16 protein-coding genes and 1 pseudogene are annotated in these 18,525 nt (G+C 40.5%); 13 read left to right on the top strand and 4 right to left on the bottom strand.

Going from position 1 to position 18,525, the window contains the following annotated elements:
* The first annotated feature begins 149 nt into the window (after window positions 1–149).
* The 12 genes from ppsA (at window position 150) to alr (ending at window position 12,995) form a co-directional block, all read left to right on the top strand.
* Entirely contained in the window at window positions 150–2,528 is a 2,379-nt protein-coding gene (ppsA, locus tag AC25JC_RS03885) for a phosphoenolpyruvate synthase (protein ID WP_111884281.1), read from the top strand.
* A gap of 82 nt (window positions 2,529–2,610) precedes the next feature.
* On the top strand, window positions 2,611–3,393 hold the full coding sequence (locus tag AC25JC_RS03890; RefSeq protein ID WP_180093567.1) for an RDD family protein: 783 nt from the start codon (window positions 2,611–2,613) through the stop codon (window positions 3,391–3,393).
* 301 nt (window positions 3,394–3,694) lie between these two features.
* Window positions 3,695–4,762 (top strand): ubiquinol oxidase subunit II, encoded by a 1,068-nt coding sequence (cyoA, locus tag AC25JC_RS03895; RefSeq protein ID WP_486923490.1) that lies wholly within the window; start codon window positions 3,695–3,697, stop codon window positions 4,760–4,762.
* Window positions 4,763–4,765: 3 nt separating this feature from the next.
* Window positions 4,766–6,754: a cytochrome o ubiquinol oxidase subunit I gene (gene cyoB, locus AC25JC_RS03900; RefSeq protein ID WP_078193968.1), complete on the top strand. Its 1,989-nt coding sequence runs from the start codon at window positions 4,766–4,768 to the stop codon at window positions 6,752–6,754.
* 4 nt (window positions 6,755–6,758) lie between these two features.
* On the top strand, window positions 6,759–7,379 hold the full coding sequence (gene cyoC / locus AC25JC_RS03905; RefSeq protein WP_078188581.1) for a cytochrome o ubiquinol oxidase subunit III: 621 nt from the start codon (window positions 6,759–6,761) through the stop codon (window positions 7,377–7,379).
* On the top strand, window positions 7,379–7,705 hold the full coding sequence (locus AC25JC_RS03910; RefSeq protein WP_078188582.1) for a cytochrome o ubiquinol oxidase subunit IV: 327 nt from the start codon (window positions 7,379–7,381) through the stop codon (window positions 7,703–7,705). The genes cyoC and AC25JC_RS03910 overlap by 1 nt, the downstream gene beginning before the upstream one ends.
* Before the next feature lie 10 nt (window positions 7,706–7,715).
* Complete coding sequence (cyoE, locus tag AC25JC_RS03915; RefSeq protein ID WP_180107476.1) at window positions 7,716–8,594, top strand: heme o synthase; 879 nt, start codon at window positions 7,716–7,718, stop codon at window positions 8,592–8,594.
* Between the two features lie 518 nt (window positions 8,595–9,112).
* Complete coding sequence (gene rpsF / locus AC25JC_RS03920; protein WP_004696436.1) at window positions 9,113–9,499, top strand: 30S ribosomal protein S6; 387 nt, start codon at window positions 9,113–9,115, stop codon at window positions 9,497–9,499.
* A gap of 12 nt (window positions 9,500–9,511) precedes the next feature.
* Window positions 9,512–9,739, top strand: coding sequence for a 30S ribosomal protein S18 (rpsR, locus tag AC25JC_RS03925; protein ID WP_004278792.1), 228 nt, complete (start codon window positions 9,512–9,514; stop codon window positions 9,737–9,739).
* A 9-nt stretch (window positions 9,740–9,748) separates the two neighbouring features.
* Window positions 9,749–10,195, top strand: coding sequence for a 50S ribosomal protein L9 (gene rplI, locus AC25JC_RS03930; RefSeq protein WP_078188585.1), 447 nt, complete (start codon window positions 9,749–9,751; stop codon window positions 10,193–10,195).
* Window positions 10,196–10,433: 238 nt separating this feature from the next.
* Entirely contained in the window at window positions 10,434–11,873 is a 1,440-nt protein-coding gene (gene dnaB, locus AC25JC_RS03935; RefSeq protein WP_078188586.1) for a replicative DNA helicase, read from the top strand.
* A 48-nt stretch (window positions 11,874–11,921) separates the two neighbouring features.
* Window positions 11,922–12,995 (top strand): alanine racemase, encoded by a 1,074-nt coding sequence (gene alr / locus AC25JC_RS03940; RefSeq protein ID WP_180133137.1) that lies wholly within the window; start codon window positions 11,922–11,924, stop codon window positions 12,993–12,995.
* Window positions 12,996–13,089: 94 nt separating this feature from the next.
* On the opposite strand, the gene AC25JC_RS03945 is transcribed toward alr, so the two are convergent.
* The 4 genes and pseudogenes from AC25JC_RS03945 to AC25JC_RS03960 form a co-directional block, all read right to left on the bottom strand.
* Entirely contained in the window at window positions 13,090–13,824 is a 735-nt protein-coding gene (locus AC25JC_RS03945; protein WP_180023501.1) for a proteasome-type protease, read from the bottom strand.
* A gap of 17 nt (window positions 13,825–13,841) precedes the next feature.
* On the bottom strand, window positions 13,842–14,621 hold the full coding sequence (locus AC25JC_RS03950; protein ID WP_180133136.1) for a transglutaminase family protein: 780 nt from the start codon (window positions 14,619–14,621) through the stop codon (window positions 13,842–13,844).
* Window positions 14,618–15,220, bottom strand: coding sequence for a hypothetical protein (locus AC25JC_RS03955; RefSeq protein ID WP_180035275.1), 603 nt, complete (start codon window positions 15,218–15,220; stop codon window positions 14,618–14,620). Before AC25JC_RS03955 ends, AC25JC_RS03950 begins: the two co-directional genes overlap by 4 nt.
* A 22-nt stretch (window positions 15,221–15,242) precedes the next feature.
* Window positions 15,243–16,676 (bottom strand): annotated as a pseudogene (locus AC25JC_RS03960) (circularly permuted type 2 ATP-grasp protein); the annotation flags it as partial.
* 374 nt (window positions 16,677–17,050) lie between these two features.
* Between AC25JC_RS03960 and AC25JC_RS03965 the strand changes: the two are divergent.
* Window positions 17,051–18,049, top strand: coding sequence for a helix-turn-helix transcriptional regulator (locus AC25JC_RS03965; RefSeq protein ID WP_078193976.1), 999 nt, complete (start codon window positions 17,051–17,053; stop codon window positions 18,047–18,049).
* The last annotated feature ends 476 nt before the right edge of the window (window positions 18,050–18,525 follow it).

An 18,525-nucleotide genomic window follows, 5' to 3' on the forward strand; every position in this document is an offset into this window, starting at 1 on the left:
ATTCTCCTCCAAAATTTGTCTTAGTGCTATATAATCTTTATAGTAAACCATCTTACATGACTGTCACTTAGTAAATTTAGAATGCTAAGTAATTTGTTATAATTTCATGCCAAGATAGTGATTAATACTGCAAAAGTGGAGTAACAACTTTGGAAGCGCGCGTAATTGGTCTAGAAAAATTAGGGAAACACGACGTAGAACTCGTGGGTGGTAAAAACTCATCATTAGGTGAAATGATCAGCCATCTAGCAAATGCTGGTGTATCTGTTCCTGGTGGTTTTGCTACTACAGCTCAAGCATATCGTGAATTCCTCGAGCAAAGTGGCCTAAACGCTAAAATTAACGCTGAACTTGCTGCACTCAATGTTGACGATGTAAATGCACTTGCTGAAACTGGTGCAAAAATCCGTCAATGGATTGTAGACACTCCGCTTACAGCTGAACTTGAAACAGAAATTCGTGAGGCTTTCACAGCTCTTTCAAACGGCAACCCTGATATTGCGGTTGCCGTTCGCTCATCTGCAACAGCAGAAGACTTACCAGATGCTTCATTTGCTGGACAACAAGAAACTTTCTTGAACATCCGTGGTATCGACAACGTCCTTATTGCGATTAAAGAAGTATTTGCTTCACTTTATAACGACCGCGCAATCTCTTACCGTGTACACCAAAACTTCGCACATGACGTCGTTGCGTTATCTGCAGGTGTTCAACGCATGGTTCGCTCTGAAACAGGTGCAGCTGGTGTAATGTTTACACTAGATACAGAATCTGGTTTCCGCGACGCAGTTTTCATCACAGCTTCTTATGGCTTGGGTGAAATGGTTGTACAAGGTGCTGTAAACCCTGACGAATTCTATGTATCTAAACCACTTTTAAATGCAGGCAAACACGCTGTATTACGTCGTAACCTTGGTTCTAAACACCAAAAAATGATTTATGGTGAAGAAGGCGCTGCTGGTAAATCAGTGGTTGTTGTAGACGTTGAAAAAGCAGATCGTCAACAATTCGCTTTAAATGACCACGAACTTCAAGAACTTGCTAAACAAGCATTGATCATTGAAAACCATTACGGTTCAGCAATGGACATCGAATGGGCGAAAGATGGCGATGATGGCCAAATCTATATCGTTCAAGCACGTCCTGAAACTGTGAAGAGCCGCCAAAACGTAGGCACAATGGAGCGTTACCTGCTTAAGCAAAAAGGTAATGTGATTTGTGAAGGCCGTTCAATCGGTCAACGCATTGGTTCTGGTCGCGTTCGTATTGTGACTTCAATCAAAGAAATGGACAAAGTTCAAGACGGCGACGTACTTGTATCTGACATGACTGACCCAGATTGGGAACCAGTAATGAAACGTGCAGCTGCGATTGTCACTAACCGTGGTGGCCGTACTTGTCACGCTGCGATTATTGCACGTGAGCTTGGTGTTCCTGCAATCGTAGGTTGTGGTAATGCGACTGAAGTATTGACTGACGGTCAAGAAGTGACTGTTTCTTGTGCTGAAGGTGACACAGGCTTTATTTACGAAGGTGCTTTGGACTTTGAAATCCAACGTAATTCTATCGAATCTATGCCTAAACTTCCGTTCAAAATTATGATGAACGTAGGTAACCCTGACCGCGCATTTGACTTTGCTCAAATTCCTAACGAAGGTGTTGGTCTTGCTCGTCTTGAGTTCATCATCAACCGTATGATCGGCGTACATCCTAAAGCATTGCTTAATATTGACAGCCTACCACGTGAAACTCGTGCTGCTGTAATGTCACGTACTGCGGGTTATGCATCTCCTATCGAATTCTATGTTGAAAAACTAGTTGAAGGTATTTCTACACTTGCTGCAGCGTTTGCTGACAAACCAGTGATTGTTCGTATGTCTGACTTTAAGTCAAACGAATATGCAAACTTAATCGGTGGTAAGTTATACGAACCTGAAGAAGAAAACCCAATGCTTGGCTTCCGTGGTGCAAGCCGTTATGTGTCTGACAATTTCCGTGACTGCTTCGAACTTGAATGCCGCGCACTGAAAAAAGCACGTGACGAAATGGGCTTAACTAACATTCAAATCATGATTCCTTTCGTACGTACTGTTGCTGAAGCGAAACGTGTTATTGAATTGTTAGCACTTAACGGCCTCAAACGTGGTGAAAACGGTCTTAAAGTGATCATGATGTGTGAACTTCCAACTAACGCATTATTGGCTGAACAGTTCCTTGAACACTTCGACGGTTTCTCTATCGGTTCTAACGACTTAACTCAGTTAACACTCGGTCTAGACCGTGACTCTGGTATCGTTTCTCACCTATTTGATGAACGTGATCCAGCCGTTAAAGCACTTCTTTCTATGGCAATCCATGCTTGTCGTAAAGCTGGCAAATACGTAGGTATTTGTGGTCAAGGCCCTTCAGATCACCCTGACCTAGCTAAATGGTTAATGGAACAAGGCATTGAGTCTGTTTCGCTTAACCCAGACTCAGTATTAGACACTTGGTTCTTCCTTTCTGAAGAAAAAGCTCAACAAGCTTAATAAACTGTGTTAAAAAAAGACCCACATGTGGGTCTTTTTTTTTATTTATACTTTTACAGACGTTTTTTGAGATTTTAGTTTTATGCAGATTTACTTGGCACGAAATAACCAACAAGCTGGTCCCTATACCTTAGAACAACTTAACCAAATGCTCGCGAGCCAACAAGTGTTACTCACGGACTTGGTTTGGCACCAAGGTATGACCGAATGGAAAGCTTTGGGTGAACTCACTCAAGGTCAGTTGGTTTATATGCCTGCAGGTTATATAGCACCGACAGCATTCGAATCAAATCAAACTGCAACTACGCCATCGAACACCTACGCACAGCCTCAAGCGGTACAATTGCAAACTAGCCTAGCCAGTATTCCTAAACGTGTTTTGGCTAAGATTGTTGATTTACTGCTTTGGATACCGGCAACTTTTATCTTAACGGCATTTTTTAATCCAAGTGAAAAGACACAATTTGCCAATCTAAATGAACAGTTTATGCAAGCTGTGATGACCCCAAATGCTGACCCTAATGTTTTACAAGCACTACAAACACAAATGGTTGAGATGTTTCCCAACCAAGCTTGGATTGCAATGTTTGCTTACCTCTTCATTATGCTTTTCATTCAAGCGTATTTGATTGCTAAATCTGGTCAAAGTATTGGTAAAAAAATCACCAAAATTAAAATCGTAGATGCCGAAACCAGCCAACCTGTAAACCTCATGCGTGGCTTCACTTTACGTAGTGTTTTATTTATTTTTTTGAACTTTTTATCGATGCCTTTAAGCGCAATCATTGATTCCGTTTTTATTTTCGGTAAAAAGCGTCAAACTTTGCATGACAAGTTAGCAAAAACCAAGGTAATAAACCAATAACTTTCACTTTTATTGAGGGATGAATTTTTCATCCCTTTTTTGTGCATTACATTGAAATTAAAATAAAATTCAGATAAAAAAAACACAATCCCGACCAACAAAATAGGGTTTTAATACAGTCATTTAAAGCATCTTTATGTATAGCTTAGTTTGCCGATATCAGGCATAATGCCCTACAACGTAGCGGTGTCACATCATTGTGAACTTTTTTTCATATCTGAAAAATCACAATCATGCGACACTTTATTCGCTATCCCAATTTTAAAAATTAGGGAATGGGACTCTTCACCGAGGTTGTAAAATGAGACAAACAATTTTAGCTGTATTGTCTTTATCTGCGATCGCTGCACTCTTAACTGGGTGTGGTGGTGATATGGTACTTCTAAACTCAAAAGGTCCAGTTGCTGAAGGTCAGTCAAACCTCATGCTTACTGCGATCTACCTAATGTTGTTGGTAGTTATTCCATCAGCACTTATGGCTCTTTGGTTTGGTTGGAAATATCGCGCGTCAAATAAAGATGCAGACTATGCACCTACTTGGGCACACTCGACTGCAATTGAAGTTGTAGTTTGGGGTATTCCCGTAATTATTATCGCTATTTTAGCTTGGTTAACTTGGTGGGGTTCCCACAAGTATGACCCTTACCGTCCACTCGAGTCAGATAAAGCTCCTTTAACTGTTCAAGTTATTGCTGAACAATTTAAATGGATCTTCATCTACCCTGAACAAGGCATCGCGACTGTAAACGAGATCCGCTTCCCTGAGAAAACTCCTGTAAGCCTTCGTTTAACATCTAACTTCACAATGAACTCATTTTTCATTCCGGCGTTAGGTGGTCAGATTTATGCTATGGCAGGTATGCAAACTCACTTGAACTTATTAGCTGATGAAACTAGTCCTACTGAAGGCTTCCGTGGTTTCTCTTCTAACTATTCAGGTTATGGCTTCTCACAAATGCGCTTCCGTGCACATGCTGTGACTGATGCTCAGTTTGCTGAATGGGTTTCTGCTGTTAAAGCTGGTAATGGTTCTTCAGTTAATCCTGAAGCGGTTCAAAAAACTGTTTTAGACCAAGCTGAATTTGCAACCTTACGTGACGGCAACCGTTCTAAACACCAGATCGAAGTTTTAGTTGCCAAAGCAACTACTCCTGAAGAGAAGGCTCTAGCTGAAGCAATGAAGCCTTACCCTACTAAGCCACACCCAGTGACTTACTATTCTTCAGTTGAACCTAAATTGTTCGAATCAGTGATTAACAAATACATGAGCAACTACCACGGTGCTGATCATACAGCTACTGTTGGACACGAAGCTGCTGCTTCTGAAGCTCATGCAGGCGTTGAACATGCGACTGTTGCAGGGGAATAAGACATGAGCTTATTAGGTAAGTTAGGACCAGATGCAATTCCACACGACCCAATCGTGTTGGTTACTGTTGCAATGATGATCCTTGGCGGTATCGCAATTGTTGCTGGTATCACCTACTTTAAAAAATGGGGCTACTTGTGGAACGAATGGTTCACATCTGTAGACCATAAAAAAATTGGTATCATGTATATCCTCGTGTCAATTGTCATGCTTGTGCGTGGTTTTGCCGATGCGATTATGATGCGTCTTCAACTGTTCCTTGCAAAAGGTGGCGGTGAAGGTTACTTACACCCAGAACACTATGACCAGATCTTTACTGCCCATGGCGTAATCATGATCTTCTTCGTAGCAATGGGTCTAGTTGTTGGTTTAATGAACGTTGCTGTACCACTTCAAATTGGTGCACGTGACGTAGCATTCCCATTATTAAACTCTCTTAGCTTCTGGTTATTCGCCGGCGCTGCGGGCTTGATGATGGCTTCTCTTGCAATTGGTGAATTCGCTGCAACAGGTTGGATGGCTTACCCTCCACTTTCTGGCATCGAATACTCTCCAGGTGTAGGTGTAGACTACTATATCTGGGCACTTCAGGTTTCTGGTCTAGGTACGCTTCTTACTGGTGTTAACTTCTTCGTTACCATCATCAAAATGCGTGCGCCTGGCATGAAACTTATGGACATGCCTATTTTCACTTGGACTGCATTAGTTACTGTAGTGCTTATCGTTGCAACATTCCCAGTTTTGACTGCGACTATTGCAATGCTTTCACTTGACCGTTACTTCGGCTTCCATTTCTTTACAAATGACATGGGTGGTAGCCCAATGTTGTATGTAAACTTGATTTGGACTTGGGGTCACCCGGAAGTTTACATCTTGGTATTACCAGCTTTTGGTATTTACTCAGAAGTTACTGCTGTGTTCTCACGCAAAGCGTTGTTCGGCTACAAATCTATGGTGTACGCAACTGTAGCAATTGGTGTTCTTTCACTAGTTGTATGGGTTCACCACTTCTTTACAATGGGTGCTGGTGCCAACGTTAACGCGTTCTTCGGTATCATGACCATGATCATTGCGATCCCTACTGGTGTGAAAATCTTCTCTTGGTTATTCACCATGTACAAGGGCCGCATCACCTATACAACTCCAATGCTTTGGACACTTGGCTTCCTTGTGACTTTCGGTATTGGTGGTTTAACAGGCGTATTAATGGCAGTTCCACCAGCGGACTTCTTAGTACACAACTCTTTATTCCTTATCGCTCACTTCCATAACGTAATTATTGGTGGTGTAGTGTTCGCGATGTTCGCGGGTATCATTTTCTACTGGCCAAAAATGTTTGGTTGGAAATTGAATGAAACTTGGGGTAAAGCAGCGTTCTGGTTCTGGTTCTTCGGTTTCTACTTTGCATTCATGCCACTTTATATCCTTGGTTTCATGGGTATGACTCGTCGTTTGAATACATATGACAACCCTGAATGGGATCCGTACTTAGCGATCGCTTTATTTGGTTCTGTATTGGTTGCTATCGGTATCTTCTGTTTTGTTATGCAAATCGTTGTTGGTTTCCTTCAACGCAAAGACAACATGGACGTTACTGGCGATATCTGGGATGGTCGTACTCTTGAGTGGGCTACTTCATCTCCTTCACCATTCTATAACTTTGCTTATCTTCCAAAGATCAATGGTATTGATACTTTCTGGACTGACAAAGAAAATGGTGTTGCTTACGCTAAGCCAACTACATACGAAGACATCCATATGCCTACAAACCGTGCGGCAGGTTTCGTAATTGCAATGTTTATTACAGTTATGGGCTTCGCATTAATCTGGCATATCTGGTGGTTAGTCGTTGTAACTTTCATTGCTTCAATTATCAGCTTCATCGTTTCTTCTTTCACTAAGAAAGTTGACTACTATGTTCCAGCTGCAGAAGTTGAACGTATTGAAAATGAACGCTACGCGCTTCTTGAAAAACATTTGAAGAAGGACTAAGACAATGGCTGAAGTACTTCATCACGACAACCACGGACATGACGAACATCATCATCACGATGATACTGACATCACTGTCTTTGGTTTCTGGACTTACTTGATGAGTGACTTGGTTCTTTTCGGGACACTCTTCATCGCGTTCGCTGTATTAAGTAGCCACGTTCCAGTGGGTACGCCAAGTGCACAAGAGCTGTTTGGTGAATCTTTAGGTTTCGTTTTAACTGAAACTTTCGCCCTTCTTATCTCTTCTGTAACTTTTGGTTTTGCTGTTCTTGCAGCATACAAGAAAAATGTTGGTCAAGTTTTAACTTGGTTAGCAGTTACTTGGGTATTTGGTGCAGCCTTCATTGGCATGGAACTTTATGAGTTCAATCATTTAGTTCATGCTGGTCATGGCCCAAGCACAAGTGCGTTCTTATCTGCGTTCTTTACTTTAGTTGGTACGCACGGTATTCACGTAACTTCTGGTTTGGTATGGATGCTTGTGTTGATGTTCCAAATCAAGAAATATGGTTTGACACTTCCAAACACTCGTCGTCTTGCTTGCCTAAGCTTGTTCTGGCACTTCCTTGACATCGTTTGGATCTGTGTATTCAGCGTTGTTTACTTGATGGGAGTTATCTAATGAGTCACGATCATAACTCTGCTGGTGCAGCTCACGGTAACGTTAAACAATATACAATCGGTTTTATCCTTTCTGTTCTACTTACCGTAATTCCATTCGGTATGGTAATGGCAGGTGGTTTTAGCCGTGGTCTATTGGTTGCCGTAATCGCGATTACTGCGGTTGCTCAGGTTCTTATTCAGTTAGTTTACTTCCTGCATATGAACTCTTCTTCAGAGCAACGCTGGAACGTGATTGCATTTGTTTATACAATCCTCACAATTGCTATCCTTTTAGTAGGTTCTGTGTGGATTATGAACTACCTTCACTTCAACATGATGATCTAAACTGGTCGTCATGCTGAAAAAGTATTTATTCCTGACTAAACCAGGAATTCTCTTTGGTAACTTTGTTACCGCTTTGGGTGGCTACTTTGTAGCTGCCCAAGGTTCTGTAGATTTCCTTCTGTTGCTTCTTACCCTCTTAGGCACCCTCTTTGTGGTCGCTTCTGGATGTGTTGTCAATAACGTTATTGACCAAGACATCGACTCAAAAATGCAACGCACACAAAATCGTGCGATGGTTAAAAAATCAATCTCGATTCCTGTTGCTTTAGTTTTTGCTTTAGTTTTAGGTGTATTTGGTTTTAGCATTTTATGGTTCTGGGTAAATGCTTACGCTTTTCTTTTTGCTGTTATTGGTTTTGTCGTATACGTTGGTTTTTACAGCTTATGGACAAAACGAACAACAATTCATCAAACCATTATCGGCAGTCTTTCTGGCGCAGCGCCACCTGTAATCGGGTATACGGCTGTTGCAAACCAGTTTGATTTAGGTGCATTGCTGATTTTTATTGGTTATGCATTTTGGCAAATGCCTCATTCTTGGGGAATTGCAGTTTACCGATTTGATGACTACAAAAATGCAGGAATTCCAATTTTACCTGTAGCACGTTCAATTCACCGTACCAAGGTTGAATCTTTGGTTTACGTGATTTTGTTCTGCATCACCATGAACGGTTTATTCTTTTTTGGTTATGCGAATTGGATTTATATGATTGTCCTAAATGCCTTAAGTCTGTATTGGATTTATCTGACCATTCAAGGATTCAAAGCTGAAGATGATCAAATTTGGGCAAAACAATATTTCATGTTTTCAGTCAAATTGATCACAGTGATTAGTTTAATTTTTAGTTTCACTTCCACTGCTCCTCTAAAGCCAATTGTATTTTTTTAAAAAGATAGAGTTTTACTCTATCTTTTTTTATTTCTAGGCATCTTCAATGCAAAGCTAAAATTTAGATCGAAATACTACTATACACACTAAAACTGTTTTAACGCTGATTCTCCCAATATCTACCCATGTACAATAGATTTCAGACAAGTACAAAAATATTTCATATTTGTATTAGCATTCAAATCGATATCTACAATCAAATATGACAAAAGATCTTTAATTTAAATCAAATTTATATCATTACAACGTCTATATGATCGTAACTCATCAAATACAAGATAAGCTCCCCGCAATTAAAAACATATCTCCTATTTTACAATCTGCATCCGATTCTAGCTGTGTATTAAAGATAGTCATTAAACCACAAAATAATTAAGCCTTTTTAGGTGTATGCCTTGTATTTCAAACCTAAACGCTCTAAAATTCACGCTTCGCAAACTTTGCGACACAACTTTAGTTGTGACTCCTTGCTTCAATCAATTAATGATTGGGGCTGCCTAAACCGTAAGGAGCTGACAATGCGTCACTACGAAATCGTACTATTGGTACATCCAGACCAAAGCGATCAAGTTGTGGGTATGGTAGAACGTTACCTAACTCACATCAAAGAAGCTGAAGGTCAAATCCACCGTCTTGAAGACTGGGGCCGTCGTCAATTGGCTTACCCAATCAACAAGATCCACAAAGCTCACTACATTCTTATGAATGTTGAGTGTGGTCAAACTACTCTTGATGAGCTAGAAGAATTGTTCCGTTATAACGATGCAATCATTCGTAGCCTTATCATCCGTCGTGAAAACGCTATCACTGAAGAGTCACTATTGGCTAAGAGTGCTGAAGAAAAACGTGCGCGTAAAGCTCAACGTGAAGAAGCACAACAAGCTCAAGACTCTGCTGAAGCATAAGGAGAACATAACATGGCACGTTTTTACCGTCGTCGCAAGTTCTGCCGCTTTACAGCTGAGAACGTTACGTACATCGACTACAAAGATATCGACACTTTAAAACAGTACATCACTGAAAACGGCAAGATTGTTCCTAGCCGTATTACAGGTACTAAAGCTCGTTACCAACGTCAATTAGCGCTAGCTATTAAACAAGCTCGCTACTTGTCTTTGATCCCTTACACTGACAATCATAAGTGAGGTTGAGCTGTGGATATTATCTTATTACAACGCATTAAAAACCTTGGTAAATTAGGCGATAAAGTTTCAGTTAAAGCTGGTTACGGCCGTAACTTCCTTATCCCTCAAGGTAAAGCAGTTGCTGCTACTGAAGCTAACACTGCTGCATTTGAAGCTCGTCGTGCTGAACTTGAGAAACAAGAAGCTGAAGTATTAGCTGCTGCTCAAGCACGTGCTGACCAATTGAACGAAGTTAACATCGTGATCACTGCTAAAGCTGGTGACGAAGGTAAACTATTCGGTTCTATCGGTACTCGTGACATCGCTGACGCGTTAACTAATGCTGGTCTTGTTGTAGACCGCGCAGAAGTTCGTTTACCAAATGGTGCGCTTCGCAACACTGGTGAATTCAACATCGCAATCCAATTGCATCATGATGTTGTTGCAGAAGTTCTAGTTACTATCGTAGCTGAGTAATTTCTTGCAAAGAAAAGAGCATGCTTACGCATGCTCTTTTTTTATCTGTAAAAAATAGTGCTCCAACTTTTTTACATTTTCAACTCTTCATTCAATTCAATGTGTGACGAATTAATCGGAAATACTTGTTCGCATTTCTGTAGAAAACGCCTATCATTTCAGTTCAATGAAGAGTTGAAAAAACTGTAATTAGCACCCATTTCCATCACATTAAATGGTTTCAGCATCAGGGATTTTTATGTCACAGGCGAATGCCAGCAAGCCAAACTCTACGCCAACAGCAAAAACCACAGAACAAAGTTCGTTGAAAGAGTTTCGTACCCCACCCCATAACCTTGCGATTGAACAAGCTGTGCTTGCTGCACTGATGACCGTTGCAGAATCATTTGAGCAAGTGGGTGATGTACTGACTGAAGCTGATTTTTATGCGACCCGTCATAAATATATTTTCCGTGCCATCGACCAGCTATCAAAAGATAGCTCACCTTATGATGCGGTCTTGGTCAATGACTGGCTGATTAAACAAAACTTGCTCGATGCTGCAGGTGGTGAAGAATATCTGATGCAACTCATGTCAGATTCACCTTCAAGTTTCTATAACCTTGAAACTTATGCTGCAAAAATTAAAGAATTTTCCACTTTACGCAGCATGATTAAAGTCAGCTCAGAAATTTTACAAAATGCCTATGACACCAAAGGTCGTACGGTCAGTGAAATTTTAGATCTCGCAGAAACCAATATTTTCTCGATTGCCGAGCAACACAACAACAACGCCAAAGCACAAGGCCCTAAAGCTATTAACTCTGTCGTTGCTAGTGTTTTTGATAAGTTGAATGAACTTTCACAAACTGAAGGCAGTATCACGGGTTTAACCACTGGATTTGTAGAACTTGATAATAAAACCTCAGGTATGCAAGCAGGCGATTTGATTATTGTAGCGGCCCGTCCATCGATGGGTAAAACCACTTTCGCCATGAACTTGGTTGAAAGTGTGCTGTTTAATAATAACCTGCCCGCTCTAGTTTACTCTATGGAGATGCCCGCGGATTCGATTGCGATGCGTTTGATTTCATCATTCGGTCGTGTACACCAAGGGCATTTACGTGCAGGTAAAATGGATGCTGATGAATGGTCAAAAGTCACCAGTACCATTGTGCATCTCCAAGAAAAGAATTTGTATATCGATGACTCATCTGCACTACCGCCAACGGAAGTACGTGCCCGTGCGCGCCGAATTGCAAAAATGCATGGCGGTAAACTCGGGTGTATCATGGTCGATTACTTGCAGCTTATGAAAGTACCCGGTATGGGCGATAACCGTGTTGGCGAGATCTCGGAAATTTCCAGAAGCTTAAAGGCACTGGCTAAAGAAATGCATTGCCCTGTTATTGCACTGTCACAGTTGAACCGATCACTGGAAAACCGTCCCAATAAACGCCCAGTGATGTCTGACTTACGTGAATCGGGTGCGATCGAGCAGGATGCCGATTTGATCATGTTTATTTACCGCGACGAGGTTTATAACAAAGAGTCTAAAGAAGCAGGTACTGCAGAAATTATTATTGGTAAACAGCGTAACGGTCCAATTGGTACTGTGCGTCTTGCCTTCGAAGGTCAATACACCAAATTTAGTAACCTCTCCCCTGAGTTTTATGCTCAGTATGATGATGAAGAGTAAAGACTCTTTATCATCCATTAATTCATCGACCCTGTAGGAGTATTTAGGGTGCGCCAAGCTACAGTTTATATTGATCAACAAGCACTTCAATATAATTTAAACCGTGTCAAACAACTTGCCCCAACCGCTAAAATTGTAAGCATGGTGAAAGCCAATGCTTATGGACATGGAGTTAAAGACTGCTTAGCAGCCTTAAAAGACAGCGATGCCTTCGGTGTTGCCTGCCTAGAAGAAGCCTTAGAAATTCGTGAACTGGGTTATGAACAACCCATTACCTTGATTGAAGGCATTTTCTCTGATGATGAAATGCAAATTATCATCGATAAAAAAATTGAATGTGTGGTGCATCATCAGCAACAACTAGATTGGTTACGTGCGCATAAAGATGCCTATATCGCTCAAGGTCTAAAAGTTTGGGTCAAACTCAACAGCGGTATGAACCGTTTAGGCTTTAAAGTGTCTGAAATTATTGATGTCATCAATGCATTAAAGGCGGAAGGTTTTACTTGCGTACTGACTATGCATTTTGCCAATGCTGACGCAGAAAATCATCCACTAAATGACCAACAACGTGAACAATTTTTACACGTAAAAGAAGCCTGTGCGCCAATCATGGGTTCGTGCTGTAACTCAGCTGCAATTTTCAAATGGCCAGAACTGAATTTTGATTTTGTTCGCCCAGGCATCATGCTATATGGCGCAACACCTTTTTCAGATCGTTCTGTAGAAGTGTTAGATCTTAAACCGGTGATGACGTTTACCGCTGAAGTCATAGCTCTAAATACCATTCAAGCTGGTGAATCTGTGGGTTATGGATCGACTTTCGTTGCAGAACAAGAAATGGATCTTGCGATTGTGTCGATTGGTTATGGGGACGGATACCCACGTGCCTTCCCTAAACAAAACTATGTATCGATCCACGGTCAGAAAACGCGTGTAATTGGCCGTGTTGCCATGGATATGATTGCGATTGATATCACTGGTATGAATGCACCAATAGGCACTGAAGTTGAGCTTTGGGGTAAAGACCGTTTAGTTGATGACGTTGCAGAAGCGAACGGAACCATTGGCTATGAATTATTATGCCGTATGAGCGCGCGCCCTGTACGTAAATTAGCTTAATTAGCCAAATCAAAAAGCCCAGATCAAATCTGGGCTTTTTTTATCTCGCTTTTTTTATTCGCTTTTTAAATTGATCTATTCGTTGATCAAATCGTTATTGAAAATAGTCAGCTGTTGGTTTTGCCAATTCTATTAAGCCCTGACGCAATGCTTCTGACCAGCCTTTACTGATCATGGTGAAGTATGGGTCTTCTTCATAAATGCGCTTACCATTTGGTATTTCTAAACTGTCCTTTTTATAAACCAAAGCATCTAAAGGCATACCTACAGACACATTCGAACGTATCGTTGAATCAAAAGAAATTAAGCTACAACGCATTGCTTCATCGAGTGGCATATCGTAACGCAAAGTTCGGTCAAGTATCGGCTTACCATATTTACTTTCTCCAATTTGAAAATATGGGGTATCCGGTGTCGCACAAATAAAATTACCTTGCGGATAGATATTATATAGCTGCATATCAGCGCTACCAATTTGACCACCTACTAATAAACTACAGTAATAATTACTTTGTTCTAAAATATCAGAGGTGACATCAGAGATAACTTTTTTTAAGGTATGCCCGACCAATTCAGCCACTTCGAACATCGTATTTACACTATATAAATTCGGCTCTTGTTTGACCTCTAGCTGATTTTGTAAATGCCCGATGACCGCTTGTGTAGTAGCTAAATTCCCAGAGGTTTGGATGGTAATAAATCGCTCACCCGCAATACCAAAGGTATAAAGTTTACGAAAAACTGAAATATGGTCAACTCCTGCATTTGTACGTGTATCACTGACAAATACCATGCCATCTTTTAATCGTAATGCACAACAATAGGTCATTTTTATCCCTCAAATGATTAACAACTCAACACTTGTACAATTGAGCTCATAGACTCAATACCACCTTTATCACGAACACCTCGAACAGGAGCTACATCCCAGTAATCCCGCCCAATCGCGACATAAATATGTGATTGTGGTGTAAATAGCTGATTACTGACATCAAAACAATACCATTTATTTTCGATATAGACTTCTACCCAAGCGTGACTAGCAAGATGGCTACTATTCGGTACAAATAAATACCCAGAAATATATCGTGCAGGAATACCCAAATAGCGACACATTGCGATCATGACATGAGTATGATCCTGACATACCCCCTGCTTATAATGAAAAGCATCTATTGCAGAAGTATGTACAGATGTCTGATTCGAAACATAGGGAATATGCGCCAAGATCGTTTCAGCCAAACGAATTAGATTGACACGATTGATACGAGGGACATAACAATCGGCAAAACTTTTCATGTAAATGTCGCATTGCGTACTCGGCGTTGGCTGTAAAAATAATTTCGGGTTTAAATCATCCGCATTTGAATCATTTGAACTCAAATTCATCTCTACGATGCCCTGCGCCATAATGGTCATTTGAAGATAAGGTTCGCTCTGCGTTGTGGTCAACCACACATTACCAAAAGTATCCAATTGCATATCACGTTGCCCCGGCACACTCACATCCCAATTTTGCACCTGTTGATGCGCATTAGTGGATGGGGTCATTTTGATATATTGAATGCTTCTGCTAACCACATCAGTGTAAACATAATGGGTCTGATGGTTGATCATGAGCCTCATACAGCCACCTCAAACATATTTTGGATATGATCACTGAAATGGTAAAAATTTTGGCTATTCGGTTGTTGCTTTAGTGCCTGCCATGCCTCTTGCACGCTTTCCCAGCCAAACTGAACTAAAGCGATTACGATATGTTCAATCTTCGCAATGGTGTGTTGAATGTCCTGCTGCATGCGTAACTGGCGATCAAGCTGCTCTATGGCTTGTCCTAAGCTAAAAAATAAAAATACATCTTCAGATTCGGACTCTAAAACATCTTGGCAATCTGTTACCACGTCACAGATATAACCCGGGTTATCACTCGCATTACGAATTAAACGGCTGAGTTCTGCATAACTTTTTGCTGAAAGTACACCCCTTAAGTCCTGTATATTACTTTGCGCATATTTAAATTGGCTGTAAAATGACGCCGGTTGCTCTGCATTTAAAACCAATTCATTCATTGAGTCGACATCGAAGGCTGGTAAACAAAAAGCATGTGCATAGTTCAATGCCATATCGACATCTTGAAATGGAAAAATACTGCATAAATATTGAGTGCGTGCTAAATAACGTCCCAACCAAAAAATATGTTCTGCATTACTGTTTAATAAAATCATGTTTTGCTCCTTCACTGAAGTGCTATGAGCGTAAATCATCTACTACCCACGTATCTTTAATACCGCCGCCTTGCGAAGAATTCACTACCAATGAACCTGCTTGCATCGCGACACGAGTTAAGCCACCCGGTACAATTTCAGTTCGATATGGAGAGCTCAATACAAATGGACGCAGATCAATATGGCGTTCCGAAACACTTGCCTCACTTAGGGTGGGGCTAACAGATAAATTTAAAGTCGGCTGTGCAATATATAAATGTGGTGCTGCGGCCACCTTATCTTTAAAACTATTTAATTCTTGTAAAGAGGCTTGCGGACCGATCAACATGCCGTATCCACCTGAACCCTGTGCTTCTTTTACCACCAATTTTTCGATATTCGACAGCACATAGTCTAAGTCGTTCTGCTCACGACATTGATAGGTCGGCACATTTTTCAGAATCGCTTGTTCGCCTAAGTAGAAATGAATCATTTTATCCACATAAGGATAAATCGATTTATCATCTGCTACGCCTGTTCCCGGTGCATTTGCAATGACCACATTATGTTGCATATACGCTGACATGAGCCCTGCTACACCCAAAGTACTGTCAGGTTTGAAACATAATGGATCGAGGAAAGCATCATCCACACGACGATAAATTACATCAACCTGTTGTCGACCTTTGATGGTTTTCACATAAACCTTATCGTTTTCTACATAAAGGTCACGCGATGTCACTAAGGGTACATCCATCTCCCTTGCCAAAAAGGCATGTTCATAATACGCACTGTTAAAACGCCCTGGGGTTAAAACCACGATAAACGGGTTATCGACGTAGGCATTTTCTGCAAGAATTTCACGTAAAAGCTGCGGATACTGCTCAATCCCCATAATGTTGCTTTGCTGGCAAAGTTCAGGCATCAGTTTTTGACTGATCTTACGGCTTTCTAGCATATATGACACACCCGACGGTGTTCTAAGATTATCCTCAAGGACGTAAAATTCGCCTGATTGATCACGTATGATATCAATGCCACTGATTTGGCTATAAATTTTACCTTTTAGCCCATGCATATACATTTGTGGCAAATAGGCTTCATGCGTTAAGACTTGCAGTTCAGGAATAATTCCTGCTTTTAAAATATCTTGTTGATGGTAGACATCATGTAAAAACAGATTGAGAGCTTTCACGCGCTGTGCACAGCCCAGTGATAAATTATTCCATTCCTTTCGTGCAATCACACGAGGAATAAGATCATAAGGAATAGTGCGTTCAATGCCCTCATCTTCGCCATACACTGTAAAGGTAATACCCTCATAGATAAAATGTTGTTTTGCCACCTGATTTAGTTGTTTTAATTCATCAAGTGTATGCTGTGATAACCACTGCTCTATCCGTTGGCATGATTCTTTAGCTACCGTTTTGCAGTCGCGCATTTCATTAAAAAAATCCGAATTAAATTGATTAAACAGCGCATATCCTCGAGCAAGTGGTAAAGTTTTTAATGTAGAGACAGAAGTATTAACCAACTTTGCCTCATAACCCTCAATTCCATTTGAAGTTGTATTACGATTTTCTTTCAGCATAGCAACTCCATGTTTTTGTCATGTTTTGTAAATCAGATAAAGCAATATATATGCCATCAATACATATGCTGCTTCTCTTTGATTATTTATGCATCATTTTTGCAAAGTGGTACAGCATGTAACTGCTCAAGTTGTGTCAAATTGCGTTATTAAAATCATCTTAGTTTTTTTAGATGAAGACTTGCTTAACGCAGGAAGATTTCTTATTGTGTCCCACAGCATCATTTTATTTATTTCAGTTCAAGTTCAAGCACTAGATTATGTCTTCACAAGAAAAAGAAACGTCAAACAGCCTCTATCGTCAGTGGCAAATTCTTTCACGACTGTCCACAGGTAAGTGGATGGGTACTCGTGAATTACAAGAAATACTGAACCGTGAAGGCATTGATATCAGCCTACGCACCATTCAGCGTGACTTAAATCAAATTTCTCTACGTTTCCCAATTGAGAGCAGTAAAACAACGCCACAAGGCTGGCGTTGGCGTTCCGATGCACCGATTCAAAGCTTGCCACATATGACCAGCTCGCAGGCGGTCACCTTTATGATGGTTGAGGAACACCTAAAACATTTGCTTCCACCAAGCTTAATTGAAGAAATGAATCCTTGGTTTGACCTCGCACGTCGAAGTCTGTCGTCGCAAAATAATGTCCGTCAGTGGATTAACCGCGTGCGAATCGTGCCAGCTACTCAGCCATTGATTCCTCCTGTAGTTGAAAAAGCCGCACAACAATCGATTTATGAAGGCTTACTACAAGACAAACAACTTGAATGTCTGTATCAAGGTCGTGGACAACAAAGCGAAGAAAAGACCTATATTTTAAATCCACTCGCTTTGGTCCAAAAAGGTGCAATTATTTATTTGGTGTGCACACGTCATGACAAAACAGACATCCAAACCTTTGCTTTACATCGTTTTAAATCTGCTACGGTCTTAAATTCACGTGCATTACACCCTGTCGATTTTGATATTGATGCCTATATTGACTCTGGAGCGCTTGGCTTCCGTGTAGACTTTAATAAACCTACAGAAATGATTCAGCTCAAATTAACCATGTCTGAAGCAGAGGCTGTTTATTTTGAAGAAAGTCAGCTAAGTAAAGATCAAGTGATTCAAAAAACCGAAGATGGCTGGGTGGAAGTTAGTGCAACAGTACCTTTTACCTCTCAGTTAACATGGTGGCTGCGTAGTTTTGGTAAAAAGATTCAGAAAATTGAACCTGAAGAAGTCGCTATGGTTGTACAACAACGCAATGACTAAACCGATCTCAGACTTTCTGCTAACTGAAATATTAAATTTGAGGTAGCAACTTTTATTTCATAATAAATATTTAGCACTTAATTTTTTGCTTAGATTTTCAACACATAAAAAAGTCCCAACGCTGGGACTGGATAATTTCTTAGAATATTTTTGTAATTTTAGTCGTTTAGGTCAAAGGAACTACAGCATAAGTATCTGCTGAATACCTTATACCATAGCGCTAATTTCTCATGGCTATAATCAATTACTGACATAGGCAGGCTAGGTCGGCATTATTATAACGAATAGATTTCATAGTCATATTCAGCACCTCGTGTTTAGAAAGTAAAATCACTTTAACCTCCATTTTGCGTACTGTGAAATAACAAGAACCGCGCTGCTTTTCACAAATTTTCTTAAAGAAGATTCCTGCTTTTCTTATCTGATTTGGCTTTAAATGAAAAATTCATCCAACTTCAATGTTGTTTTTTATAAAT

The organism is Acinetobacter sp. P37, assembly GCF_057480965.1.